Annotated in this window: 20 protein-coding genes; 8 read left to right on the top strand and 12 right to left on the bottom strand. The window is 71.2% G+C overall.

Going from position 1 to position 25,777, the window contains the following annotated elements; all coding sequences use genetic code 11:
* The first annotated feature begins 25 nt into the window (after positions 1–25).
* Entirely contained in the window at positions 26–964 is a 939-nt protein-coding gene (locus ACIREE_RS33885; protein WP_404160955.1) for a phospholipid scramblase-related protein, read from the top strand.
* A gap of 18 nt (positions 965–982) precedes the next feature.
* Here the strand turns inward: ACIREE_RS33885 and ACIREE_RS33890 are convergent, their stop codons facing one another.
* Together ACIREE_RS33890 and ACIREE_RS33895 are read right to left on the bottom strand one after the other, a co-directional pair.
* Positions 983–1,927: a DMT family transporter gene (locus tag ACIREE_RS33890; RefSeq protein WP_404160958.1), complete on the bottom strand. Its 945-nt coding sequence runs from the start codon at positions 1,925–1,927 to the stop codon at positions 983–985.
* Positions 1,924–2,916, bottom strand: a complete 993-nt coding sequence (locus ACIREE_RS33895) for a phosphatase PAP2 family protein (RefSeq protein WP_404160961.1) — start codon at positions 2,914–2,916, stop codon at positions 1,924–1,926. Before ACIREE_RS33895 ends, ACIREE_RS33890 begins: the two co-directional genes overlap by 4 nt.
* 209 nt (positions 2,917–3,125) lie before the next feature.
* Between ACIREE_RS33895 and ACIREE_RS33900 the strand changes: the two genes are divergently transcribed.
* Positions 3,126–3,764, top strand: a complete 639-nt coding sequence (locus ACIREE_RS33900; RefSeq protein WP_404160964.1) for a TetR/AcrR family transcriptional regulator — start codon at positions 3,126–3,128, stop codon at positions 3,762–3,764.
* A gap of 193 nt (positions 3,765–3,957) precedes the next feature.
* On the opposite strand, the gene ACIREE_RS33905 is transcribed toward ACIREE_RS33900, so the two are convergent.
* Positions 3,958–5,001, bottom strand: coding sequence for a DUF2510 domain-containing protein (locus tag ACIREE_RS33905; protein WP_404160966.1), 1,044 nt, complete (start codon positions 4,999–5,001; stop codon positions 3,958–3,960).
* A gap of 232 nt (positions 5,002–5,233) precedes the next feature.
* On the opposite strand from ACIREE_RS33905, the gene ACIREE_RS33910 reads away from it, so the two are divergent.
* Positions 5,234–7,909 carry an ATP-binding protein gene (locus ACIREE_RS33910; protein ID WP_404160968.1) on the top strand — a complete coding sequence of 892 codons (2,676 nt, stop codon included), beginning with the start codon at positions 5,234–5,236 and terminating at the stop codon, positions 7,907–7,909.
* Here ACIREE_RS33910 and pcaD read toward each other — a convergent pair.
* The 4 genes from pcaD to pcaH form a co-directional block, all read right to left on the bottom strand.
* The gene (pcaD, locus tag ACIREE_RS33915) at positions 7,906–9,027 is read right to left on the bottom strand and encodes a 3-oxoadipate enol-lactonase (protein ID WP_404160971.1); all 1,122 of its coding nucleotides are present in this window, start codon (positions 9,025–9,027) and stop codon (positions 7,906–7,908) included. The two genes, ACIREE_RS33910 and pcaD, sit on opposite strands and share 4 nt — an antisense overlap.
* Positions 9,028–9,254: 227 nt before the next feature.
* The gene (pcaB, locus tag ACIREE_RS33920) at positions 9,255–10,565 is read right to left on the bottom strand and encodes a 3-carboxy-cis,cis-muconate cycloisomerase (protein ID WP_404160974.1); all 1,311 of its coding nucleotides are present in this window, start codon (positions 10,563–10,565) and stop codon (positions 9,255–9,257) included.
* Positions 10,562–11,167: a protocatechuate 3,4-dioxygenase subunit alpha gene (gene pcaG, locus ACIREE_RS33925; protein WP_404160977.1), complete on the bottom strand. Its 606-nt coding sequence runs from the start codon at positions 11,165–11,167 to the stop codon at positions 10,562–10,564. The genes pcaB and pcaG overlap by 4 nt, the downstream gene beginning before the upstream one ends.
* Before the next feature lie 6 nt (positions 11,168–11,173).
* The gene (gene pcaH, locus ACIREE_RS33930) at positions 11,174–11,947 is read right to left on the bottom strand and encodes a protocatechuate 3,4-dioxygenase subunit beta (RefSeq protein WP_404160980.1); all 774 of its coding nucleotides are present in this window, start codon (positions 11,945–11,947) and stop codon (positions 11,174–11,176) included.
* Positions 11,948–12,124: 177 nt separating this feature from the next.
* Here pcaH and ACIREE_RS33935 point away from each other — a divergent pair, with 177 nt between their 5' ends.
* Complete coding sequence (locus ACIREE_RS33935; RefSeq protein ID WP_404160983.1) at positions 12,125–12,592, top strand: MarR family winged helix-turn-helix transcriptional regulator; 468 nt, start codon at positions 12,125–12,127, stop codon at positions 12,590–12,592.
* A 30-nt stretch (positions 12,593–12,622) separates the two neighbouring features.
* On the opposite strand, the gene ACIREE_RS33940 is transcribed toward ACIREE_RS33935, so the two are convergent.
* Together ACIREE_RS33940 and ACIREE_RS33945 are read right to left on the bottom strand one after the other, a co-directional pair.
* Entirely contained in the window at positions 12,623–13,543 is a 921-nt protein-coding gene (locus tag ACIREE_RS33940; RefSeq protein WP_404160986.1) for a DUF3048 domain-containing protein, read from the bottom strand.
* Between the two features lie 44 nt (positions 13,544–13,587).
* The gene (locus ACIREE_RS33945) at positions 13,588–14,649 is read right to left on the bottom strand and encodes an ATP-dependent DNA ligase (protein ID WP_404160988.1); all 1,062 of its coding nucleotides are present in this window, start codon (positions 14,647–14,649) and stop codon (positions 13,588–13,590) included.
* 73 nt (positions 14,650–14,722) lie between these two features.
* Between ACIREE_RS33945 and ligD the strand changes: the two genes are divergently transcribed.
* Complete coding sequence (gene ligD, locus ACIREE_RS33950; protein WP_404160991.1) at positions 14,723–15,754, top strand: non-homologous end-joining DNA ligase; 1,032 nt, start codon at positions 14,723–14,725, stop codon at positions 15,752–15,754.
* 36 nt (positions 15,755–15,790) lie between these two features.
* Here the strand turns inward: ligD and ACIREE_RS33955 are convergent, their stop codons facing one another.
* Positions 15,791–18,010 carry an OmpL47-type beta-barrel domain-containing protein gene (locus ACIREE_RS33955; RefSeq protein ID WP_404160992.1) on the bottom strand — a complete coding sequence of 740 codons (2,220 nt, stop codon included), beginning with the start codon at positions 18,008–18,010 and terminating at the stop codon, positions 15,791–15,793.
* Between the two features lie 4 nt (positions 18,011–18,014).
* Positions 18,015–20,528, bottom strand: a complete 2,514-nt coding sequence (locus ACIREE_RS33960) for a ThuA domain-containing protein (protein WP_404160995.1) — start codon at positions 20,526–20,528, stop codon at positions 18,015–18,017.
* Between the two features lie 260 nt (positions 20,529–20,788).
* Here ACIREE_RS33960 and ACIREE_RS33965 point away from each other — a divergent pair, with 260 nt between their 5' ends.
* Together ACIREE_RS33965 and ACIREE_RS33970 are read left to right on the top strand one after the other, a co-directional pair.
* Positions 20,789–21,733, top strand: coding sequence for a multicopper oxidase domain-containing protein (locus tag ACIREE_RS33965; RefSeq protein ID WP_404161347.1), 945 nt, complete (start codon positions 20,789–20,791; stop codon positions 21,731–21,733).
* Positions 21,734–21,845: 112 nt separating this feature from the next.
* A complete protein-coding gene (locus ACIREE_RS33970) occupies positions 21,846–23,438 on the top strand; it encodes a GMC family oxidoreductase (RefSeq protein ID WP_404160998.1) in 1,593 nt (530 codons plus the stop codon).
* Positions 23,439–23,459: 21 nt separating this feature from the next.
* Here the strand turns inward: ACIREE_RS33970 and ACIREE_RS33975 are convergent, their stop codons facing one another.
* Entirely contained in the window at positions 23,460–24,680 is a 1,221-nt protein-coding gene (locus tag ACIREE_RS33975; protein ID WP_404161001.1) for a glycoside hydrolase family 64 protein, read from the bottom strand.
* A gap of 246 nt (positions 24,681–24,926) precedes the next feature.
* Here ACIREE_RS33975 and ACIREE_RS33980 point away from each other — a divergent pair, with 246 nt between their 5' ends.
* Complete coding sequence (locus ACIREE_RS33980; protein ID WP_404161003.1) at positions 24,927–25,718, top strand: VOC family protein; 792 nt, start codon at positions 24,927–24,929, stop codon at positions 25,716–25,718.
* Positions 25,719–25,777 lie beyond the last annotated feature (59 nt).

Consider the following 25,777-nt stretch of genomic DNA (forward strand, 5'->3'; position numbering starts at 1 on the left):
TGGGGTGGCGCGATAGTGTGCCCCGGTGACGACGCAATCGAACACCCCTGCAGGTTGGTACCCGGACCCCCAGGGGGCTCCCCAGGCGCTGCGGTGGTGGGACGGTTCCCAGTGGACCGAGCACACGCACGCGCAGGGGCAGGCCCAGGCGCCCGCCGCGGGGCAGGTGCCGCAGCAGCAGCCGCAGGCCGCTCAGCCGGTGCAGCAACAGCAGCCCGCCCAGGGGCAGTTCGCCGGATACGGACAGCAGCAGCAACAGCAGCAGCAGCCCTACGGTTCCCAGGTGCAGCAGAACGCGGACGTGGGCCGCGTGCAGCGTCAGGTGCAGCAGCAGGCCGGGGTCGCGCCGGCCGGGCAGGGTGGCGGCTCGCTGTTCACCGAGCCGGTCCTGGTGGTGAACCAGAAGGCCAAGCTGATCGAGATGACCAACGAGTACACGGTCATGGACCAGCACGGCAACCAGCTCGGCTCGGTCACCGAGATCGGCCAGAGCAGCCTGAAGAAGGCGCTGCGCTTCGTCTCAAGCGTCGACCAGTTCATGACCCACAAGCTGGAGATCCGGGACGCGTACGGGCAGCCGCAGCTGGTGCTCACCCGCCCCGCGAAGATCATGAAGTCGCGGGTCGTCGTGGAGCGCCCGGACGGTTCGCCGGTCGGTGAGATCGTCCAGCAGAACATGATCGGCAAGATCAACTTCGCGATGAACGTGAACGGCCAGCAGGTCGGAGCGATCAAGGCGGAGAACTGGCGGGCCTGGAACTTCGCGATCGTCGACCACGCGGACCAGGAGGTCGCCCGCATCACGAAGACGTGGGAGGGACTCGCCAAGACGATGTTCACGACCGCGGACAACTACGTGCTGCAGATCCACTTCCAGCTGCCCGAGCCGCTGCTCAGCCTCGTCGTGGCGACGGCCCTGACGGTGGACACCGCGCTGAAGCAGGACTCGCGCGGCTTCGGGTGAGCGAACGCCCGCCGGGCCTCAGGAAGCGCGCAGGGTGAGCGGTTCGGAGTCGGGCTGAGCCGGCAGGGTCGGCAGGGATGAGAGAGGCGCCAGGGACGGCAGCGTCACCACGGTGGCCTGCGTCCCTGCGGGCGGCGCGGGACGCGCACTACGGGTCAGCAGGAGCACCCCGCGCGCCGCCAGTACCGCGCCGGCGCCGGCGAGAACGATCCCCGCGACCCCGCCCTGCAGCCGCTCGCCCAGCAGTGACAGGCCGATGACCGCGGCGGCCACCGGGTTCGCCAGGGTCACCATCGCGAGCGGCGCGCCGAGCCCGCCGCGGTACGCGGTCTGGGAGAGCAGCAGACCGCCCGCGGCGAACGCCGCGACGAGCAGCGCCACCACGATCACCTGCGGGGCGAGCAGCGGGCCCGAGCGGTCCGTCGCCGCGACGGTCACGGTCTGGGTGAGTGCGGAGGCGACGCCCGACGCGAGTCCGGACGCGGTCGCGTGCCGCAGGCCCGGCTTCGCGCCGCGCCGCGAGAGGACGCCGATGAACGCCGCCGTGGCCGCCGCCACCGCGAGCGCCTCGGGCAGCGAGAGCGTGTCGTCGGGTGCGGGACCCGACGCCGTGACGAGCAGCGCGCCCAGGCCGGCCAGGGTCAGGGCCGTGCCCCGCCACTCGCCCGCCGTGACGTGCCGTCCGGCGATCCGGGCGCCCAGCGGCACGGCCGCGACGAGCGTGAGCGCGCCGAGCGGCTGGACCAGGGTGAGCGGCCCGTACTTGAGGGCGGCGACGTGCAGCAGCGCGGCCCCGGCGTTGAGGACGACCGACCACCACCAGGAGCCCGTGCCGAGCAGCCGCAACAGGCCCGCTCCGGCGCCGGCGGTGCGGGCGGCGAGCCGTTCCTGGGCCACCGCCGCGGCGGCGTAGGCCACCGCGGAGACGAGGGAGAGCGCGACGGCGAGCAGGGTGGCGCTCATCGGCCGGCCCCGGTCGTGACGAGCTGCGGGGCGGTCGCCGCCGAGGTGGACCCGGGTGTCGGGGAGACCCGCAGCGGTATACGCAGCGGCGGCGGCTGCTTCAGTACGTCCGCGGCGGACAGCGAGTCCGGGGGCGTGCGGAACGCGGTGGCGGGCCGCCAGGGCGCGGGCTCCAGTGCGGCGCGCGCCCGGCCGGCGGCCGGGGTGGCCGTGGTCGCAGGGGCGGGCAGCAGATGGCGGCGGATCGCGGCAGGACCGCCGACGGTGTGCGGCATCCGGACCAGCGCGAGGGCGATGCCGAGCAGCGCCGTCGCCACGATCGCGTCGAGCCAGTAGTGGTTGGCGGTGCCGACGACCACGAGCAGCGTGAGCAGCGGGTGCAGCAGCCACAGCCAGCGCCAGCGCGACTTCGTGGCGACGATCAGGCCGATCGCGACCATCAGGGCCCAGCCGAAGTGCAGCGACGGCATGGCCGCGAACTGGTTGGCCATGGTGTCGGTGGCCGGCTTCGCGGCGTACACCGAGGGCCCGTAGACCTGGGCGGTGTCGACGAGGTGGGCCGCCGCCAGCATCCGCGGCGGCGCCAGCGGGAAGCCGAGGTGCAGTGCGAGCGCCGCGGCCGTCAGCGCGGCGAGCACGCGCCGCGTCCACACGTAGTGGCGCGGGCGGCGCAGGTACAGGAAGGCCAGCGTGGCGAGCGTGGCGGGGAAGTGCACGGTCGCGTAATAGGTGTTCGCGATGTGCACCAGCGCGTCGCCGTGCAGCAGGGCGCTCTGGATCGCGCCCTCGCCCGGCAGGTGCGCGACGCGCTCGAAGCGCCACACGTCGCCCGCGTTGCGGAACGCCTCGGCGGTGTGGCCGTTGGCCAGCTGTCGGCCGAACTTGTAGATGAGGAAGAGTCCTACGACCAGCAGGAGCTCGCGGACCAGGGGCGGTCGGGCAGATCGGCTGTCCGGCTCCGGTTCGGCAGGCTCGGTAAGGGAATCCATCCCCCGGCCCCTTTTCGTGACGACTGGGTGGTACGTGGTGGTTCAGGTGCGCTTGTGGCGCGTGTGGTGAATGCGGCCCCGAACCGCACTCATCGATACGACAGTGTACCGATACGCCAGTGTACCGAAACGCGGCCGTACCGGTACACTGGCGTATCGATAGAGAGTGTGATCTCATCGACACGAACCGCAGAGCGAGGAGTGGAGCCATGGAGACGCGAGAACAGGCCACCGCGACAGCGACCGTGCCGCCCGCCTCGCGCCGCTCCAAGATCACCCCCGAGCGCGCCCAGGAGTTCTACGACGCGGTCCTCGACCAGCTCCGCAGGAACGGGTACGACGCCCTGACCATGGAGGGTGTGGCGGCCCAGGCCTGCTGCAGCAAGTCCACGCTGTACCGCCAGTGGAAGACGAAGCCGCAGCTCGTCGCCGCCGCGCTGCGGGCCGGACGCTGTACGAAATTCTCCGCGTCCGACACGGGCAGCCTCGCGGGCGACCTCGTCGCCGCCGCACGCAACGCGGCGGGGCAGGCGCTGCCGGACACGGCTCTGCTGCAGGCTCTCGGGCACGCGGTGCGCCAGGACGGCGAGCTGCGGGGTGCGCTGCGCGAAGCGCTGGTCGAGCCGGAGCTCATGTCGATCGACGTGATGATCGAGCGGGCCGTGGCGCGTGGCGAGATCGCCGCCGACCACCCCGCACTGCCCTACCTGGCCGCGCAGCTCTTCGGAGTCATGCGCAGCCGTCCCTTCCTGGAAGGGCGCGACGCCGACGCCGACTATCTGGTCGGCTTCGTCGAGTGTGTCCTGATCCCAGGACTCGGCCTGACCGTTTCGGATCGGGCCACCTGAACGGGAGGCCGCCGGTCGCAGAGATGACCGACCGGTGGTCTGCCCGCGCCGCACCGTGGGGACGGGGGCGGCGCGCACCCCCGGGCCGGGCGGGTTCCTCCTTGAGCGGAGGGGCACCCGCCCGGCCCCAGGTCTGCAGGGCCCGGGCGGTCACGCCGGGCCGGTCGTCAAAGACCGGCTCTCGGGCCGTGACTCAGACGTCCTGGCCGCTGCCGCCCGTGCCACCGGTGACCGAGGCCTTCTTGATGCCCTTGACGATCTTGTCGATCGCCGTGTTGTCCGGTCCCGCGGCCTTCTCCTTGCTGCTGCGCGGTATGTCGACGCCGATGCGGACCACGACGAGCGTCTTGGGGTCGGTCGGCGAGGGGAACGCGACCGACTCCACCCAGGCGTCGATCTTCGACTTGGTGTCCACGTTCCAGCGGACCCGGTAGCCCTGCTCCCCGGCGACCGTGACCTTCTCGGACAGCAGCTCGTCGTGCTGGACGATGCCGCCGTAGACCTTGCCGCCGTAGGACGCCTTCGCGTTCTTGAGGATGTCCTCCTTCGCCGCCGTCTCCGCCGTCGTCCCGTCGAGCTTGAGGCTCTTCGCGGACGAGACGGAGGCGCCGCCCTTCACGCAGCTCTGCTCCACGTCGTCGGGGCATTTGTACGTGCCCGTCTGCACGCCGGCGCCGCCCGCGCCGTCGGAGCCCGTCCACTTGTCGAGGACCGGCAGCGCGACCCCGTTCACTATGTCGGTGGCGAAACCCTCGTCGAGCGGGGCCCGCGGTGAACCGGGGGCCTCGGGTGAGCGGCTGCCGCCGCCCCCGCCGCTTTCGCCGCCCGGACCGCCGGGGCCCTGGGGCTCCTTGGGCTGCCGCGACTCGGCGCCGACCCTGCCGCTCTTGCCGCCGTCGTCGGACGTCAGCGCGAAGACCCCTCCGACGATGCCGGCGAGCACGACCACCGCGACCCCGGCCGCGATCGCGATCCGCGTCCGATTGCGCGGCTTCGGCGGCAACTGGCCGGGATATGCCGGATAGTTGCTGTATGCCGGAATGGTCCCGGGCGCGGTCGGCTGCTGCGCCAGCGGCGCGGGACCCGGCGCGGCCGCCCCCGGCGGGAACGGCGGCGGGGTGGTGGCGGGCCGGGTCTGATCCGTCCAGCGGCTGCCGTCCCACCAGCGTTCGGTGCGCGGGCCGTCGGGGACCTGGCCAGGATCGGGGTACCAGGCTGCGGGAGTCTGCGACGTCATGGACGGAACAGTATGAGGCGCGCCTGAAAAGGGGATGAGAGGGTCCGTGTTGCGGTCGGGATCGCTGCCGCGATCGTTATGGATCGAGCCGCACGGACCCGCCGGGCGCCCAGGTCCGGCCAAATGTCATCGGCTCCGCCCGACCCCCGACCATGGCACCGCGCGGCCCACTACTCTCGTGACCAGGACATCGATCGATCGGTCGACGTGCATGACACCGGGAGGGTGCGGGATGACTCAGGGACGGCACACCGACGCCGCCTCCTTTGGCCCGCCGCTGTGGGAGCGGGAGTCCGAACTGGACGTGGCGGTGCGGGCGTTGGACGACCTGTGCGGTGACGCCGCGTCGTCGGGCAGCCTCGTCGTGTACAAGGGCGAGGCGGGCATCGGCAAGACCGCCCTGCTCGGCTGTCTTCGCGAGATAGCGGCGGGCCGGGCCACCGTATGGTCCGCCCGGGGCGGCGAGACGGTCACCTCCGTCCCCTTCAACGTCGTACGCCAACTCCTGCAGCCCACCCTGCTCGCGCTCTCCGACGAGGAGACCCGCGAGTACTTCGGTGACTGGTACGACATCGCGGGCCCCGCCCTCGGCATAGCCGAGCCCACCGGACGGCAGGCCGACCCGCAGGGTGTGCGCGACGGTCTCGTTGCCGCAGTCTCCCGACTGGCCCGCCTGTACTGGCCGTTGGTGATCCTCATAGACGACGCGCAATGGGCCGACCTGGAGACCCTGGAGTGGCTGGCCGCCTTCGCCGAGCGCCTCGACGACCTGCCGGTGCTCGTCGTCGTCGCCCAGCGCGACCCCGAGGAGGAGGCCGCAGCCGTCTGTCTGGACGCGGTGGCCGCCGCCGCCAGACCCGGCACCCACAGACTGCGTGCCCTGACCCCCGACGCCACCGCGGGCCTCACCCGTGCCACGCTCGGCGACCACGCCGACGACCCGTTCTGCCGCGAGGTCTGGGCCGTCACCGGCGGAAACCCGTACGACACCGTCGAGTTGCTCGCCAAGGTGCAGGACAGCGATCTGCACCCCGAGGAGGACTCGGCCGCCGAACTGCGTGCGCTGAACAAGTCGGCGCGCGGCCGCGGACTCGTCGCCCGCCTCGAAGGCCTCGGCATCGAGGCGACCAAGTTCGCCTGGGCCGCCGCCATCCTCGGCACCCGGATCAACCCCGGACTCGCCGCGCTGCTCGCCGGTCTCAACCCGGAGCAGGCCGGCCGCTGCGCCGAGCGGCTGAGCGCCGCCCGCATCCTGACCGAGAGCCTGTACGGCGGCGAGGCCGCCCTGGAGTTCGTGCACCCGCTGATCGCGTCCGCCGTCTACGACGCCATCCCGGCGGCCACCCGCACCGCCATGCACGGCCAGGCCGCCTGGGCCGTCACCGCGTCCGGCCGCGGGCCCGCCGCGGCCTCCCGCCACCTGCTCGAAGTGCACCCGGACGACGACCCGGAGCTCGTCGAGCAGATGCGCGCCGCCGCCCGCGAGCACCTGGCCGTCGGCGCGCCCGACGCCGCCAGGCGCTGTCTGGAGCGCGCCCTGCAAGAACCGCCGCTGCCGGACGTCCGGTCCCATCTGCTCTACGAGTTGGGCTGCGCCACGCTGCTCACCTCGCCCGTCACCACCATCAAGCACCTGGACGCCGCGCTCGACACGGCATCAGGACTCGTCGGCCACCTGCGCGTCGACGCGGTGTGCCGGCTGTCCCAGGCGCTGGTCCACAACGACCAGCTGGAGGAGGCGCTGCGGCTCATCGACGGCGAGAGCGACCGCCTCGATCCCGGCCCCGCCCGCATGCGCCTGCAAGCCGTCCACTTCATGTGGGAGGGCATCCACGCGGGCGAGGAGGACTCCCCGGGCCGCTCGCGGCGGCTGGCCAGGATCGCCGACCAGCTCGCGGGCCGGGACAACTCCGAGCGCGTTCTGCTGATCCTGCGCGCGTTCGACGCCATGACCCGCGGGGAGAACGCGGAGGAGGTCGTCGAGCGCTGCGACCGCGCCCTGGTCAACGGCCGGCTCGCGCCCGGGCTCGGCTGGCTCGACCCCGAGTGGGGCTTCGAGGTCCTCGCCATGCTCGGCGCCGCGTATCTCTTCGCCGACCGGCTCGACCGCGCCGAGAGCCTGTTCACCGGGGCCGTCCGCGAGTACGAGTCGGCCGGCTGGAGCGGCGGTCACCTCGCCATCGCGCACGCCTTCGTCGGCTACGTGCACCGCAGGCGCGGCCGGCTCACCGACGCCGAGGCGTTCCTGCGCGAGTCGCTGCGCCTCGCCGACCGCGTCGGACGCGGGCTGCCGATGCACTGGGACGCGGCGTGCATGCTCATCGACACGCTGCTCGCCCGCGGCAAGGCGGACGAGGCGCAGGCGATCGCCGACCGCTACTCGTTCGGCCCGCCCTACCCCTCCACGATCGTGCTCCCCGACGCCCATTCGGTCCGCGGCCGCCTGCTCCTCGCGACCGGCCGGGTGGAGGAGGGGGTCAACGAGCTGGAGACCGCCGCCAAGTCCGCCATCGCCCGCGGCGGACACAACACGATCATGGCGCCGTGGGCCTGCGACCTGGCCCGCGCCCTCGCCCCCAGCGACCCGCACCGCGCCGCCGAACTGGTCGCGGAGGCCCGCGTCCAGGCCGAGCGCTTCGGCACGGACACGGCGATCGGCGAAGCGCTGCGCTGCGCGGCGGCGTTGGAGACGGGGCAGAAGCAACTCACCCTGTACGCCAAGGCGGTCACCTACCTCGAAGCCTCGCCCTGCGCCTACGAGCACGCCCTCGCCCGCGTCGAGTACGGTACGGCGGCCCGCTCCCTGTCCGAACTCAACCGCGGTCTCACCCTGGCCCGTTCCTGTGGCGCGGACGGTCTCGCGGCGCGCGCCCGTGAGGTTCTGGAGACGGGGCGCGGCCTGCGTTAGCTCTCCTCCTCGGCGAGTACGCGCCGGGCCACGGCGAACGCGGAGTTGGCGGCGGGTACGCCCACGTACACGGCGCACTGCTGCAGTACCGCGCCGATCTCGTCGGGGGTCAGGCCGTTGCGGCGGGCCGCCCGTACGTGCATGGCCAGTTCGTCGAGGTGCCCGTGGGCGACGAGCGCGGTAAGGGTCACCATGCTGCGCTCGCGCCGCGACAAGGTCGGGTCGGTCCAGATCTCGCCCCACGCGTAGCGGGAGATGAAGTCCTGGAACCGGGCCGTGAACGGCGTCTGCTGCCCCTGCGCCCGGTCCACGTGCGCGTCGCCGAGCACCTCACGGCGCACCTCCATGCCGCGCGGGGCGCCCTGCCCGAAGTGCGTGCGCAGCAGCCCGAGCACCGCCTCCGGCCGTTCGGCGACGGCCAGATGGGAGGCCCCGGCCAGCTCGGCGAGTTCGGCGTCCGGCACCGCGTCGGCGATCTCCCGCAGGTGCGCGGGCGGTGTGGCGGGGTCCTCGCGCCCGGCGACCAGCAGCGTCGCAACGGTGATCTCGCCGAGCCGGTCGCGCAGGTCGAAGGCGGCGAGCGCGTCGCAGCACGCGGCGTACGCCCCCGGGTCGGCGTCCCGGTTGTCCCGCACAAGGCGCGGGATCGTGAAGCCGGGCGTGAACCACCGGGTGGGTGCCGTCTCGGCGACGCCGCCGGTCCCCTCCTCGCGCACCAGCGCGGCCCGCTCCCGCCAGGGCGCGGCGCCACCGAAATGGGCGGAGGAGCACAGGACGGCGAGACGGGTGAGCCGCTCCGGGTGGTGCACGGCGAGATGCAATCCGACCGCGCCGCCCAGCGAGACACCCGCGTAGCCGAACCGCTCGATGCCCAGCGAGTCGGCGAGGGCGAGGACCAGCCCGGCGAGGTCCGCCACGGTGGCCCCCTCGGAGACCAGCCCGGCATCGGACCCGCCGTGCCCCGGCAGATCCCAGCGCACGACGCGGTGAGCACTCGACAACTCGGGCGCGACCTGGTCCCAGAGGGCCAGCGACGTCCCGAGCGAGGGCCCGAGAAGCAGCGGGGGAGCGGAGGGCGAGCCCTCGGTGCGGTGGTGGAGGAGGGGGGAGGGCGTCATGGGCGGGCTCCAGGTGGGGTGCGGGGGAGTCGGGGCGACGGGTCGGGCTCCGGTCCGTGTGCTCGGTCGACGGCGGTGTGGGAAGTCGGTGGCGGGCCGGGGCCGGTCCGTGGGTGGTTGCTGCCGTCGGGCCGGCTCAGGGCGTCGAGGCGGGGGCACAGCCGCCGCGGTGCCTCCGGTCAGCGGCAGCGTCTGGGCGGGGCACGACCGCCGCGTGGTGCCTCCGGTCAGCGGCGGGTCAGCGCGCGGTCCACGAGGTGGCCCGCCGCCCCGGTGTACCGCTCCGGGTCCGTCAGTTCGGTCAGGTCCATGGAGGCCAGCTCCGGTTCCGCGCCGAGTACGTCGGTCAGGGTGCGGCCCTCGGAGGTGGCGCGGCGTGTCGCCTCGCCGAGCAACTCCTTGGCCCGCCCGCGCCCGAGCACCGCGGCCAGCTCCGCCGACAGCCGCTCCGAGACGATCGCCCCGCCGGTCAGCGCCAGGTGCTCGCGCATGACGTCAGGGCGGACCACCAGGCCGTCGACCAGCTCGGCGGCGTTGCGTGCCGCCCCGCCGACCAGCCGCAGCAGCTCCCGCAGCGTGGCCCATTCGGCGTGCCAGGCCCCGGCCGGCCGCTCGTCCTCCGCGGCCAGCGATCCGTACAGCGTCGCCGCGAGGCCGGGCGCGCGGCGGGCCGCGGCGGCGATCAGCGTGGCGCGCACCGGGTTGGCCTTGTGCGGCATCGCGGACGAACCGCCCCCGGCGCCCTCCGCCAGCTCCCCGATCTCGGTCCGGGAGAGGGTCAGGACGTCGACGGCCAGTTTCCCGAGCGCCCCGGCGGCGAACACCGCTGCCCCGGCCAGATCCGCCACCGGCGTCCGCAGTACATGCCAGGGCAACTCCGGTTCAGCCAGGCCGAGTTCTCGCGCGTAGGCCGACACCAGCGCCGGCGGATCGCTCGCCCCGTACGCCGCGAATGCCGCCAACGTCCCTGCCGCGCCGCCCAGTTGCACCGGAAGCGCCGCCCGGACGGACCGCAGCCGGTCCCGCGCGTCGAGGACCAGCGACCGCCACCCGGCCGCCTTCAGGCCGAACGTCGTCGGCACGGCATGCTGCGTGAGCGTGCGCCCCGGCATGACGGTGTCCCGGTGCGCGGCCGCGAGCCGCTCCAACTCGCCCTGTGTGGAGTCGAGTTCAGACAGGGTCACGTCCAGCGTGCGTACTGCCATCAGCATCAACGCCGAGTCCAGCACGTCCTGGCTGGTCGCGCCCCGGTGCACGTACGGCCCGTACTCGGTGGGAACGGCCGCCGTCAGATCGGCGACCAGCGGGATCACCGGATTGCCCCCCGCGCGGGCCCGCCGGGCAAGATCACGCAGGTCGAAGGAGGCCGCCACCGCGACCGCCGTCACGGCGTCGGCCGCGTCGGCGGGCGCGAGCCCGAGCGCCGCCTGGGCCCGCGTCAGACCCGCCTCCGCGTCCAACAGGGCCTGCAGAAAGGCCTCTTCGGACGTGCTGCGCTCGGCGGGCGCGTCCTCGGTGCCGGGGTCGAACAAGCTCACGTGAACTCCAGGAAGACCGTCTCGCCCTCGCCCTGAAGGCGGATGTCGAAACGGTACGTGCCGTCTGCCTGCTCCCGCGCGACCAGCGTGTCGCGCCGCGCGGGCTCGACCCGCGACAACAGCGGGTCGGCGGCGAGGGCCGGGTCGTCGCCGGGCAGGTAGATCCGGGTGAAGAGATGGACGAGCAGGCCGCGCGCGAACACACAGAGGCTGAGGTACGGGGCGCTGTCGCCCCGCGCGCCGGGCCGCAGCGTACGCACGTACCAGTGGCCGTTCGCGTCGGTCTGGACGCGGCCCCAGCCGGTGAACTCCACGCCGTTGCGCCCGAGATAGCCGCCGCTCGCCGGGTCGCGCCGGATCGAGCCGTCGACCCGCGACACTCTGCCCTCGGGGTCGGCGCCCCACACCTCGACGAAGGCGTCGGGCAGCGGATCGCCCGCGCCGTCGTACACGTACCCCTGCACGGTGACGGTGTCCGGGTGCCCGACGGGCGCGATGTCGCCGCCGCCGGGGAACGGCAGGGCGTACCCGTAGAACGGGCCGACCGTGTGCGACGGGGTCGGCAGCGCGTTCCCGGGGCTGCTCGTGTCGATCTTCGTCATGGCTGCTCAGCGCCCTTCTTCTATCCAGGTGGCGGACGGTCCGTCGAGCACGATGTCCCAGTGGTAGCCCATCGAGAACTCCGGCACGGAGAGGCTGTGGTCGTACGTCGCGACCAGGCGCTGCCGGGCGGCGTCGTCGGTGACGGACTGGATGATCGGGTCGTACGGGAACAGCGGGTCGCTCGGGAAGTACATCTGCGTCACGAGCCGCTGGGTGAACGCCGAGCCGAACATCGAGAAGTGGATGTGCGCCGGGCGCCAGGCGTTGACGTGCTGACCCCACGGGTAGGGCCCCGGCTGGATCGTGGTGAAGCGGTAACGGCCCTCGGAATCGGTCAACGTCCGCCCCACCCCGGTGAAGTTGGGGTCGAGCGGGGCATCGTGCTGCTCGCGCTGATGGGCGTAGCGGCCGGCCGAGTTGGCCTGCCAGATCTCGACGAGCTGGCCGCGCACCGCGCGCCCGGCCCGGTCGAGGAGGCGGCCCGAGACGGTGATCCGCTCGCCGACGGGCTCGCCGACGTGCTGCTTGGTGAGGTCGTTGTCGAGCCCGGTGATGTCCCGTTCGCCGAAGGCGGGCGAGGCGAGCTCCACGAGCTCCGGGTCCTTCGACACGTCGATGTTGATCGGCGGCTGCACCGGGTGGCGCAGCACGGACGAGCGGTACGGGGCGTAGTCGCGGCGCGGGTGGTGCTCGACGGGCGCCCCGCCGGCGATCCGCTTCTCGTACGCGGAGTGCGCGGCCGCCATCTCCGCGTCGATGTCGTGCTGGGTGAGAACCATGTCGAGACCCGTCTCATCTCTAGGAACTGCTCAGGATCTATTCAAGATCGCTCAGGAATTACTCAGGGCACTGAGTATTTGTCGAGAGGGCCTCACGGTGCCACCGGCCATGTTGGCCGTCAAGGGTCTAACATCGCTCAGTACACGTACGTAAAGTGAGCAGAGCGGAGGACCGTGATGGCCGCGGTGGACCTGACCACCCACCCCGGGCACCTCGCCCGGCGACTCCAGCAGGCGCACTACCTGCTGTGGAACACGATGGTCTCGGAGGAGATCACGTCACCGCAGTTCGCGGTCCTCAACACCCTCGTGGCCGAACCGGGCCTCGATCAGCGCACGGTCGGGGAGCGGGTGGGCCTCGACCGGTCCACGATCGCCGAGGTGGTCAGCCGTCTCACCCGGCGGGACCTGGTCGACAAGACGCGGGACCCGGAGGACGGCCGTCGCTGGCTGCTGCGGCTGACACCGGAGGGCCTGCGCACGCACAAGAAGCTGACCGTGCGGACCGCGCGGATGAACCAGATCTTTCTGGCGCCCCTGAGCGGCGAGGAGCAGGCCGTCTTCTTCGACCTGATCCAGCGGGTCGCCGACGCGGCGGAGGGCCTGCGCCACCCGGCGGAGCCGTTCGCGAGCCCCGGGGTCTGACAGAGAGGCGTACTGCTTCTGGCAGGAGGCCTACTTCTTCGCGAACACCACCCACACCTGCCCCGGTGCGAACGGCAGCGGCCGCCCGTCCACCGTGAACGCGGTGCTGTTCCCGGCACCCGGCCGCTGCCACGTCGCGTCGTACGCCCGCCCGTCGCGCAGCACCACGGCCTGCCCGGAGCCGACGGTGCGGGACAGCGGTGTCATATTGCCGAGCTTGTCGTGGAAGCGGGACTGCTGCACGTCGACGTACTGCACGACGACCGTCGCCGCGGCGAGCCGGGTCCCGTCCGCTGTCACGGCCGCGCTGCCGTCCATGCTCACCAGCCAACGCCTTTTCGGCGCGGACCAGTTGAAGGTGAAGCGGGCCGAGGGGAAGCGCACCGTGCGCTCCGTCTCGGGCCGCCCGCCCGCAGGCACCCGCGCGGCGAACCGGAAGCCGGCCGCCGCCCCCGCGCTCGCCCCCGGCGCCGTCCGGCCCAACTTCGCGGGCCGTAGAAAAAGGTTGTGCGGAGCGGGCTTTTCATTGCTCCGGAAGTACGCCCCGTGGTCCTTGCCCTGCGGGATCGCGCGCAGCGGCGCCGCGTCGATCAGCGTCTGCACTCCGGCCTGGGCGCCCGAGTACGCGAGCGTCGGCTGTTCGAACTGCGCGAGCAGCTCCAGGTCGGTCTCCCGCGCGCTGCGCACCGGCCCCACGACGTCCGGGAGCCGCGAGCCGAACACCGCCATCAGCCGGCTGAGCCCGCCCTCGACCTGTTCGGCGTACACGATGTCGGCGTCCTGAACGCCGGTCTGCGGCCGCGCGGCGCCCACATTGTCGATCTTCACGGCGAGCAGGCCGGTGCCGCGCGCCGGAGCGGAGTCGGCCCCGCCGGTCGGCTCGCAGGCCGCCGCGGCCACCGCGAGCGCACCGACGAGGAATCCACGCCTCCGTAGCCCGTTCGTCTCCACGGCACCTCCCTACCCGCCCGGAGGGCGCTCCACGTCCGGCCTGTTCAGCGCAGTACGTCTGCCAGGTCGAACTTCATCGGCTCGTCCAACTGCGCGTACGTACAGCTCTCGGGTTCCCGGTCCGGGCGCCAGCGGCGAAAGCGCGCGGTGTGCCGGAAGCGTGCCCCGTTCTCCATGTGCTCGTACGCCACCTCGGCCACCAGCTCCGGGCGCAGCGCCACCCATGACAGGTCCTTCTTACCAGTCCAGCGGCTGGGCGCGCCCGGCATCCGGGAAGCCTCGTGCGCCGCGTCGTCCGTCCACGCCGCCCAGGGGTGATCCCCGGCGGAGTCCATGCGCAGCGGCTCCAGCTCGGCGATCAGCTCCGTGCGCCGCTTCATCGTGAACGCCGCGCAGACCCCGACGTGCTGCAGGGTGCCGGCGTCGTCGTACAGGCCGAGCAGGAGCGAGCCGACGACGGGGCCGCTCTTGTGGAAGCGGTACCCGGCGACCACGCAGTCCGCCGTCCGCTCGTGCTTGACCTTGATCATGAGGCGTTCGTTCTGCCGGTAGCGCAGGTCGAGCGGTTTGGCCACGATGCCGTCCAGACCCGCGCCCTCGTACTTCTCGAACCAGCGCTCGGCGAGCCCGGCGTCGGTCGTCGCGGGCGCCACGTGGACCGGCGCCGGGACGTCCGCGAGGGCCTCCTCCAGGCGCCGCCTGCGCTCGGTCAGCGGCGCGTCGAGCAGGGGCTCATCGCCGAGGGCCAGCACGTCGAACGCCACGAACGACGCCGGGGTGCGCTCCGCCAGGGTCTTCACACGGGACGCGGCCGGGTGGATCCGCTCGGTGAGCGCGTCGAAGTCGAGCCGTCCGTCGCGGGCGATGACGATCTCCCCGTCCAGCACGCAGCGCTCCGGAAGCCGCTCGGCGAGAGCCGCCACCAGTTCGGGAAAGTACCTGGTCAGCGACTTGGTGGAGCGGCTGGCGAGCTCGATCTCGGCGCCGTCCCTGAAGACGATCGCCCGGAAGCCGTCCCACTTCGCCTCGTAGTGCATCCCGGCGGGGATCCGGGCGGCGGACTTGGCGAGCATCGGGCGGACCGGCGGCAGCACGGGAAGATCCATGCACTGATTCTGTCGCTTATGCATGCTCATCGCCCGGTATGCGCGGTTCGTTCCTTCGGCCTAGCGTGGCCCCATGGGCAGCAAGGGCGCGGCAGTGGAACTGGAAGCGGGCGGGCGGACGGTGCGTCTGTCCAGCCCCGACAAGGTGTACTTCCCCGAGGGTGGCCCGTCCGGGTACACCAAGCTGGACGTCGCGCAGTACTTCCTGTCCGTGGGCGACGGCATCCTGCGCGCGCTCCGCGACCGCCCCACGACCCTGGAGCGCTACCCCGAAGGCGCCACCGGCGAGTCCTTCTTCCAGAAGCGGGCCCCCAAGAACCTCCCCGACTGGACCCCCACCGCCACCATCGGCTTCCCCTCCGGCCGCACCGCCGACGAGATGTGCCCCACCGAGGTCGGCGCCGTGCTCTGGGCCGCCCAGTACGGCACCCTCACGTTCCACCCGTGGCCGGTGCGGCGCGCCGACCTCGACCACCCCGACGAACTCCGCATCGACCTCGACCCGCAACCCGGCACCGACTACGCCGACGCGGTGCGCGCCGCCCGCGAACTCCGCGCCGTACTCGACGAGTTCGGCGGTCTGCGCGGCTGGCCAAAGACCTCGGGCGGCCGCGGCCTGCACGTCTTCGTGCCCATCGAACCGCGCTGGACCTTCACTCAGGTCCGCCGCGCCGCCATCGCCTGCGGCCGTGAACTGGAGCGCCGCATGCCGGAGTCCGTCACCACGGCCTGGTGGAAGGAAGAGCGCGGCGAGCGCATCTTCTTCGACTACAACCAGACGGCCCGCGACCGCACCATCGCCTCCGCCTACTCGGTCCGCGCCCGCCCGCACGCGCCCGTCTCCGCCCCGCTCACCTGGGACGAACTGGGCGACGCCGAGCCCCGCGACTTCGACATCGCGACGATGCCCGGGCGGTTCGCCGAGGTGGGCGACCTGCACGCGGGCATGGACGACGAGCACCATTCGCTCGACGCGCTCCTCGAACTGGCCGACCAGGACGAGCGGGACCGGGGTCACGCCGACCTGCCGTACCCGCCCGAGTACCCCAAGATGCCGGGTGAGCCCCCACGCGTACAGCCGAGCCGGGCCAGACACAAGGCCTGACCCGGCTCGACTCATGTACGCGAACTCACCTACGGACTAAGGGAGTTCCTTCACGCGGACGTCCCGGTACGAGATGACATCCGACGTGCTGTGCACCTGGAGCCCGATGTAGCCGGAGGAGTAACGCCGGCCGTCCGTGCCCGGGTCGTCCGACCGCGGCGGCTCGAAGACCTGGCCGCCGGTGTTGTCGAACTCGTTGATCAGCACACCGTTGCGGTAGATCGAGAAGTGCTGGTCCACCACCTTGATCTCGTAATCGTTCCACGTGCCCTTCTGGGTGACGCCCGCGCCCGCGAGGCCGACCCGGTCGAAGCCGTAGACCGAACCGGTCTTGTACATGTCCCCATCGGGCTTGTCGAGGGCCTGTATCTCATGCCCGTACTTGATGGCGACCCACTCCGGGTTCGGCTCCTCGGCGTTGCCGTGCACCCACGGGAAGCGCACGAACACACCGCCGTTGGCGTTACCGGTGCCCGGGGCGTCGTCGCGCCACTGGAGCTTCAGCGAGTAGTTCGCGTACTTGCGCTGCGGGAACCAGAGCATGCCCATGCCGTCCACCGACGTGTCGCTGGTGATCGACCCGTCGGCGTTCAGGTTGAACTTGCCACCGCCGACCTGCTCCCACTTGGCGAACTGGGCCTGCGTGCCGTCCAGGATCTTGGTGTAGCCGTCGGTCTGGCCCGGCTTGCCGATCGCGGACTGCTTCGCCGCCTTGTTGATCTTGTTGTACTCGCGCTGGTCGACGACGCCTTCCTTGAGGAGCTTGTCGGTGACCGTCTTCACGTGCTTGACGAAGAGCGCGTGCGACGTCCACTCCTTCTCGTCCTCGATCAACTCACCTATGCGGCACCGGTTGTTGGTGACGCGGTTCGGGATGCCCGTGTCGGTCGTGCCCACGAACACCGTTGTCCGCTCGTCCAGTTCGGGGCAGTTGGGCGCCGGGACGCCGCCTCCCGAGGAGACCGCGAACACGAAGGTCTGCGCCGCGGCGGCGTTGCCCGCCTTGTCGCTCGCCCGGTACGCCACCGAGTGCGCGCCCACCCGGTCGACCACCACGGGGGCGGTGTAGGCGAGATACGGGCCTCCGTCGAGTGAGTACTCGACCTTGTCGACGCCGGACTCGTCGTCCGTCGCCGTCACCGTCAGCTTCGCGTTGTTGATGTACGCGCCGTCGGAGTTCTTGTCCCCGCCGACCGCGAGCGACACCGACGGCGGCGTCGTGTCCTTGACCGGCGGCGCCACCACCGAGAAGCCGACGGACTTCTCGGCCGCCGCGTTGCCCGCCTTGTCCGCGGCCCGGTAGCGCACCGTGTAGGTGCCCGGGTCGTGGACCATCACCGGCGCGGTGTACGGCTGCCAGGCGCCGTCGGCGCCGAGCGCGTACTCCACCGTGTTGACCCCGGAGCCGGTGTCCGACGCGGAGACCGTCACCGTGGCCATGCCGACGTAGGCGCCGGTGTCGTCCTTGTCACCGGTCACCGTCGCCGAGGTCTCCGGCGCCGTCGTGTCGTTCGTGTCCGGCGCGACCACGGTGAAGTCGAGGGACTTCTCGGCGGCCGCGTTGCCCGCCTTGTCGGTCGCCTTGTACTTCAGGGTGTGCGTGCCGACCTGGTCGACGACCACGGCCGCCGTGTAGGGCGTGTACGCGCCGCCGTCGAGGGCGTACTCGATCTTGTCGACGCCCGAGCCCGCGTCGGTCGCGGCGATCGAGACGGAGGCGGACCCGACGAACGCGCCGTCGGCGTTGGTCTGCCCCTCGGCCTTCGCCGAGGTCTCCGGCGCGGTCGTGTCGTCACCGCCGCCGCCGTCCGTCACCACCAGGACCCCCTGCATGCTGAGGTGGCCGGGGATCGTGCAGTGGTAGCGGTACTTGCCGGGGGAGAGGGTGACCTCGGCGGTGTGCTTGCCGCCCTGGTCGTCGTTGGGGTTGGCCATGATGTTGAGCGGTACGTCGTTGTTGTACTCGGGGTCCGACACGTCGAACGTCAGCGTGTGCGGCATGCCCATCGTGTTGCCGGTCGCCGTGCTGTTCTCGAAGACGATCGTCGCCTTGCCGGCGACGGCCGTCGTCGGCGCCGACGCGTACTTCGTGATGTCGTCGCCGGCCGTCCAGGTCAGCACCTGGTCGGCAGCCGCGTCCGGTGCGGGCGCCGCCGTGGCGGCGGGCAGCACACCGAGCCCGAGACACATGAGCAGGGCACCGAGCAGCGCGGTCAGGACCTTGTGTCTGTGGAGAGGTCGCGATTGCAGTCGCATGGGATCAGCCCTTCCCGGTCAGCTGATCGGCCGCCGGAGTAGCCTCGCCGCCGGTGTAAGTGACCTTCCACAGCGCCGACTTGGAGTCGGAGGTGAAGAAGCCACGCCCGTAGTCGAGGACGTACAGAGCACCGTCGGGACCGAACTTCCAGTCCATGAGGTTCTTGATGCCGTCGTTGCCGATCGGAATGATCTTCTTCAACGACTCGGAGTGGACCGGGATCGATCCGTCGCCGTGCGTCTTCGGGTCGGTGAGGACCGCGTTGCGCGGCTGGTCGGAGTCGTAGAAGTCACCGACGAACCACTTGCCGTCCCAGTAGCTCGGCCACTTGTCGGCGTTCGGGATCGACGCGTCGTAGCGGTAGACGGGCCCGTCCATCGCCGCCTGGCCGCCACCCTTCAGCCACGGAAGCAGGTACTTCGCCTCGGACTGCTTGTAGGAGGGAACGCCCTTGGCATCGCGCGGATAGTCCGGGGCGCCGCCCTGCGGCGAGTACCAGATGTTGTTGCCGGTGACCGGCGGCAGGTTGACGAGACCGTTGTTGTTCGGCGACTCGTTCTTCGGGTGGTCGCAGTCGTACCAGCCCAGCGGCTTCGTCGGGTCGGGCAGATTGCGGTCGCGGTAGGGCTGCTTGTTGCCCATGCAGTACGGCCAGCCGCGGTTGCTCGGCTTGGTGATGACCGCGAACTGGTCGTACTTGGCCGGGCCCCAGGTCGTCGACGGCTCACCGGCGTCCGGGCCGACCCACCCCGCGTACAGGGTGTCGGTCTTCTTGTCGATCGAGATGCGCGCCGGGTTGCGGACGCCCATCACATAGATCTCGCCGCGGGTCTTCCCGCCGCCCTCGGCGGTCTCCTTGCCGGTGAAGAGGTTCCCCTCCGGCAGGCTGTACGTCCCGTCGCTCTCCGGGTGGATGCGCAGGATCTTGCCGTTGAGGTTGTTCGTGTTGCCCGCGGTGCGGCGCGCGTCGGCGAACGAGACGCCCTTGTAGTTCGGCTGCGGGTTGTTGCCCGAGTAGCCGTCGCTGAACTGCGAGGAGTTGTTGTCACCGGTCGCGATGTACAGGTTGCCCTTGGAGTCCCAGGCCATCCCGCCGCCCGCGTGGCAGCAACTGTGCACCTGAACCGGCCACTTGAGCAGGACCTTCTCGCTGCTCATGTCCAGCTTGTTCGTGGTCAGGTCGAGCGTGAAGCGGGAGACCTGCCGCTCGGCCATCTGCTTGTCCCGGTCGAGCCCGGAGTGCGGCGTGTAGTGCAGGTACACCCACCCGTTCTGCTCGAACTCCGGGTCCAGCTCGATGCCGAGCAGGCCCTCCTCGACCTTGACGAGCTCGTCGCCGCCGCCCTTGTTGCCGAAGATGGTCAGCGCCCCTGCGAGCGTCACCTTCTTCGTCTTCGGGTCGTAGACGTGGATCTGCCCGGTGCCCTTGCCGACATCGGGGTCGTTCCAGTCGGTGATCACCGGCTGCGAGGAGTCGGCTCCGCCCCGGCCGATGTAGAACACGCGCCCGTCGGGAGCGGTGACGACCCCGTGCGGCTCGCCGATCTGGTCGTTCTGGCCCGCCTGGTTGGGCTGGGTCAGACGCTCGGCCTTGTAGTTGGCGTCGATCGCCGCCTTGCAGTCGGCGCGCACGATCCGCGACGTCCACAGCAGGGCCCCGCGCAGATGGTCGCGGAAGTCCACCTCGTCGAACGACGCGACGGTCCCGCCCATACCGGTGTAGAAGGACCGGCCGCCGTCGTAGTCACGGCACCAGGACACCGGGTGGTCCGCGCCGTTCGCGCTCTCGCCCGGCTTGTACGTCGACTCGTTCACCCGGGCGACCGTGTGCACGTCGCCGGACGGGTTCTTCACCCAGTTCAGCCACTGGTCGGGCCGCTTCCACTGCACCGGCAGGTCCTTCGTGGCCGGATTCTGCCGGTCGCCGACCTCGACGGTCGCCCGCTGTACGGAAGTCGGCGACGTGGCGGTGGGCCTGGCCCCGATCAGACCGGCGAACCAGTCCGAGTACGGCTCGGCACGCGCCGCGTCATGGATGCCGACGAAACCGCCGCCCGCCTCCATGTACGCCTCCAGGCCGGCTTCCTGATCGGGGTCGAGGATGTCGCCCCCGCCGGTCAGGAACACGACGGAGTTGAAGCGACCCAGCTTCTTGGCGTTCGTGAACACGGAGGCGTCATCGGTCGCCGTGATCGTGAACTGCTGGGCCGCGGCGCCGGACTGGCCGATCTTCTCGATCGCCTCGATGCCCGCGTTCACCGTGGGCGACTCGTCGCCGCCGGCCGCGGACCCGTAGAACACCAGGACCCGCGGTGCGGCGCCGCCGGGTGGCGACTTCACGGACATCGTTGTCACGGACGGGCTCGGATCCTGGTACGCGCTGGCGGCAGGACCGCTCAGCAACCCGGCGGCCACCGCGCCGGCGGCAACACCGACCGCCAGTAGGCGACCGCGTCTCCTCCTGCTCGCTCTGAACTCTCGTACGGGCAACGGCTCTTGATGCGGAAACCGCCGCATGTGTTCACCCACCCCTCGTCGGACCCAGCAACAGCGCGGTGAAAACTAGACCTCTTTGCGTGTTCCGCCAATAGGTATGACCGGGATTCCACAAACTTTGTCCTGAGTGTGGATAAACGAAGATCACCTGGCTACCGTGCTCAGCGCGACGAGAAGGCCCGTACGAGGGTGGGGAGTTGGCTGTGACGACGGAGCACGATGGACCGCGGGACGAACCGAACCGGGCGAGCGAGCAGGACAGACGCGCGCTGAGCCGGCGCATGCTGATCGGCGGTGCGGTGGCGGCCACGGCCGGGGTGACATCGTTGTCGATAGCGGCCTCGGCCCCTCCGGCGGCCGGGGCCGACACCCCGCCCCGCACGGCCCCCGCGGGCGGCGAGGTCCGCCGCCTCACCCTGTACGCGGAGAAACTCGCCGACGGCCAGCTCGGCTACGGCTTCGAGAAGGGCAAGGCGTCGATCCCCGGCCCGCTCATCGAGCTCAACGAGGGCGACACGGCGCACATCGAGTTCCACAACCTCACGGACGTGGACGCGAGCCTGCACGTGCACGGCATGGACTACGAGATCTCCAGCGACGGTACGCGGATGAACCGCAGCCACGTCGAACCCGGCGGCACTCGCACCTACACCTGGCGCACCCACACGCCCGGCCGCCGCAAGGACGGCACCTGGCGCGCGGGCACCGCGGGCTACTGGCACTACCACGACCACGTCGTGGGCACGGACCATGGCACGGGCGGGATCAAGAAGGGCCTCTACGGTCCGGTGATCGTGCGCCGCAAGGGCGACATCCTGCCCGACCCCGGCAAGACGTTCACCATCGTCTTCAACGACATGACGATCAACAACAAGGGAATGCACGAGGCCCCCAACTTCGAGGCCACGGTGGGCGATCGGGTCGAGATCGTGATGATCACGCACGGCGAGTACTACCACACGTTCCACATGCACGGTCACCGCTGGGCGGACAACCGCACCGGCATGCTCACGGGCCCCGACGACCCGACCCAGGTCCTCGACAACAAGATCTGCGGCCCCGCGGACTCCTTCGGCTTCCAGATCATCGCGGGGGAGGGGGTCGGCGCCGGCGCGTGGATGTACCACTGCCACGTCCAGAGCCACTCGGACATGGGGATGGCGGGGCTGTTCCTGGTGAAGAAGGCGGATGGCTCGATTCCGTCGTACGACGCTCCGCATCACTGACCCGACGTTCGGCGCATGGGTGCGCAGGCCCCCGCCCCGGGTGTAGACCATCGGTAACACCTGTGGCACCTGTAGCACCTGTACGCGCCGGAAAGCCGTCGAGGGAGCCGAGTTGAGCAAGGATCGTACGTACGACTACGTCATCGTCGGGGCCGGGTCCGCCGGATGTGTGCTCGCCGGGCGGCTGAGCGAGGACCCGGCGGTGCGGGTCGCGCTCGTCGAGTCGGGGCCGCGCGACCGCAAGCCGGAGATCCGGATACCGGCCGCGTTCCCGAAGCTGTTCAAGACGCCGTACGACTGGGACTACACCACCGCGAAACAAGGCGCCCTGGACGACCGGGAGTTGTACTGGCCGCGCGGGCACATGCTCGGCGGATCGTCGTCGCTCAACGCCATGATGTGGGTGCGCGGACACCGCGCCGACTACGACGCGTGGGGCGAGGCAGCCGGGCCCGAGTGGGCGTACGACCAGTTCGTGCGGTATTTTCAGCGCGCGGAGAGGTGGGCAGGTCCCCGGCCCGAGAAGTCGGTGTACGGCACGCTCGGCCCGCTGCACATCGCGCCGCCGCGCCGGCCGAACCCGACCACGTCCGCCTTCCTCGACGCCTGTCGCGGCCAAGGGCTCCACGCATTGGGCGAGTTGAACGAGGCGGACCACAGCGGCTTCGCCCTCACCCCGGTCAACCAGTACCGCGGGCGCCGCTGGAGCGCCGCCGACGGCTATCTCAAGCCCGCCGCGCGCCGTCCGAACCTCGACGTCTACACCGATGCCCGCGTCACCCGTCTCGACTTCGACGGCACCCGCGCGGCGGGCGTCGTCGCCGATGGGGTGGCGGTCGGGACGCTGCGCGCCACCCGCGAGGTGATCCTCGCCGCGGGCGCCATCGGCTCGCCGCAGCTGCTGCAGCAGGCCGGCATCGGTGATCCGGAGACCCTCGCGGCCGCCGGCCTCGACACCCTCGTCGCCTCGCCCGACGTGGGCCGTCACCTCCGCGACCACCTCTCCTACGCCGTCACCGTCCGCTGCCCGCGCCCGGTCACGCTGACCGGCGCGGACACGCCGGCCAACATCGCCCGCTTCCTGCTCCGCGGGCGCGGACCGCTCACCTCGAACGTCGGCGAGGCCGTCGCCTTCATCAAGACGCGGCCCGAACTGGACGCCCCCGATGTCGAGTTGGTCTACGCGCCCGTGCCGTTCGTGAATCATGGGCTGACCCCGCCGACCGAGCACGGCATCACCCTCGGCGTGATCCTCCTCCAGCCGCGCAGCGCGGGCCGCATCACGCCGACCGGGCCCGGCGCCGGGGCCCGGCCCCGGATCGACCCCGGTTACCTCGCCGAGGAAGAGGATCTGCGCACGCTGGTCGCGGGGGTGCGCAGGGCGGAGGAACTGCTCGCCGACGCCGCGCTGCGACCGTTCCACTCGGAGCCCATGGCCGGATACCCGGGCGTCGTCGACGACGAGACACTCTCCCGCTCGATCCGGGCGGGCGCCGAGACGCTCTATCACCCCGTCGGCACCTGCCGGATGGGCACCGACGACGGCTCCGTCACCGATGAACGGCTACGGGTCCGCGGCACAGAGGCGCTGCGTGTCGTCGACGCCTCCGTGATGCCGCACATCACCCGCGGCCATACGCACGCACCGACGGTCGCCCTCGCGGAGAAGGCCGCCGAACTGATCCGCGAGGACGCCCGCAAGTGACCGCTCACCAGGGAGAGACGGTCAGGAACCCACGCTCACCGTGAAGCGGCGCGGGTTGCCGTCGTTGGCCGCGCCCGACACGTCGGCCTCGCCGTCGGGGCGCACGTCGTCGTACGGGAACGCGTACCCGATGGGGGAGTTGGCGTGCACGATCCGCGACCAGTGGTTCGTCGTGGCGTCCTGGTAGTAGTCGCCGGAGCCGGTGCCGTTCGGCTGCTCGGGATGGGTGAGCATGATGCTGCGGTTGAATCCGGCGGCGAGCCGGGCCAGCAGGCCCTTCTTGTCGTCGGAGTCGCCCGGGTTGTTCGTGAACGGCCCGTAGTTGCAGGTGAAGATGTCCTTCGCGGACGGCTTGCCGAACGTGTGCCCTCCGTTGAAGGTGAGCGTGTCACCGCTGACCCGGCCGGTGAAGACGCCGCGGCCGCCCTGCAGATCGATCTTCAGGTCGGTCGAGCGGTACTTGTCCCAGACCTGGTCGACGTAGCCGTTCCACGCGTCGCGGAACGGCATCTGGTCGGGCCGGTCGAAGTAGGGCGCCATCAGGTTCTGCGGCGAGATGACCCGCAGCACCTTCCCGTCGCCGCCCTTGATCACGAGCTTGTCCCAGGGCTGCCCGTCCTTGGCGGCCTGCGCGGCGAGATCCGCGGCGATTCTGTCGACGGCGCCGTCCGGCAGCGGCGCGACGGTGTGGGTGGCGTCGCCCTCCAGGGTCAGCCCGATCGGCAGCGCCGTCACCAGGTCGACGTAGCTGATGTTCGCGTACAACTGGTCGGAGTTGAACGTGAACTCGGCGAACGACCAGGTCTTGCCATAGTTCGCGTCGGTCGGCGTCGCGAAGGCCGGCTCGACCAGACCGGGACCGGGGTTGAGGAAGAAGTCCAGCGTGTCGTCGCGGACGAAGTAGACGCGCGCGCCGTACATCTGCGGCAGCGTCACCACTTTCGGCGCGGAGCCCGCCGCGCCCAGCGGGATCGCGCAGTCGACGGGCAGCGGCGTCTGCGGGGCGCTCGGCGACGCCGGGCGGTAGACACTGCCGTCGGCGCGCAACAACGCCCAGTTGCCGGTGGACTGCTCGTGGCCGGTGACGTACGCGCGCACGGTGCCGGGCAACGACTTGTTCTGCAGGGCGAGTTCACAGGTGGCGGGCGCGGCGCCCGCCGTCCAGGCGGGGACGGACAGTGAGGCGGCGGCAGTTGCGACGGTCGCCCCGGCGCCGGCGAGGAACATCCTGCGCGATATCACGATCGCACTCCTGAAGTGTGGGGGGTGTGTGGGGAGCACCACTGTGGCGAGAGGGACTGTGAGCGTCAAGACTTACGACGGGGAGCGCTCCCAGCTTTTGTTTACGTTCAATTGTTGAAGATCGCCGCTCCCCGGTTCATTGGTCCATACCTTGCCTGGTCAGCGCGGTGCGGCGGCGATTGTCAGTGGGCGGTGGAAGACTCGGCAGTCCAGGAAAGAGAAACCCTCGACGAGGAGGGCACGACCATGATCACCACGGATTTCGCGACCGGCGCACCGACCTGGCTTGACCTCGGCACCCCCGACCTGAAGGGTGCGATCTCGTTCTACCGGGGCGTCTTCGGCTGGCAGTTCCAGGCCGGAGGACCCGAGACCGGTGGATACGGGATGTTCCGGGTCGACGACAAGACGGTGGCGGGCGGGATGACCGTCTCCGCCGACCAAGGCGTCCCGGCCTGGACGGTGTACTTCGGGAGCGCGGACGCGGACGCCACCGTGAAGGCCGCCGAGCAGGCGGGCGGCACGGTGTTCCTCCAGCCGATGGACGTCCTCGACCAGGGCCGGATGGCGATCCTGGCCGACCCGGCGGGCGCTTCCTTCGGCATCTGGCAGCCGGGTCGGCACAAGGGATTCGGCCACGTGACGCAGGACGGCGGGTTGAACTGGGTGGAGCTGTACACCCCCGACGTGTCCGCGGCGAAGGACTTCTACGGATCGGTGCTCGGCTGGAGCGCGTTCGACGTGGAGTTCCCGGGTGGCTCATACACGACGGTCAACCCGGCGGGCACGGACGAGAACGGGATGTTCGGAGGTATCGTCCCGCTGGACACCGACCCGGCCGAGGCGCGGGCAGGCGCGCACTGGACGCCGTACATCCACGTCCCGGACGTGGACGCCGCGGCCGACAAGGTCCAGCAGACCGGCGGCACCGTGCGCTCCGCACCCGTCAGCATCCCCGGAGTGGGCCGGATCGCGAAGCTCGCGGACCCCTACGGAGCGGGATTCGCGGTGATCAAGGGCGACCCGGACCAGCAGTAGTCGCGTGAGAGGCGAGCGGAGCCGCCCGGCGAGCCGCGTTGATCGTTCATTCAGCAATC

The organism is Streptomyces sp. NPDC102467 (genome assembly GCF_044765445.1).
Taxonomy (GTDB): Bacteria; Actinomycetota; Actinomycetes; order Streptomycetales; family Streptomycetaceae; genus Streptomyces.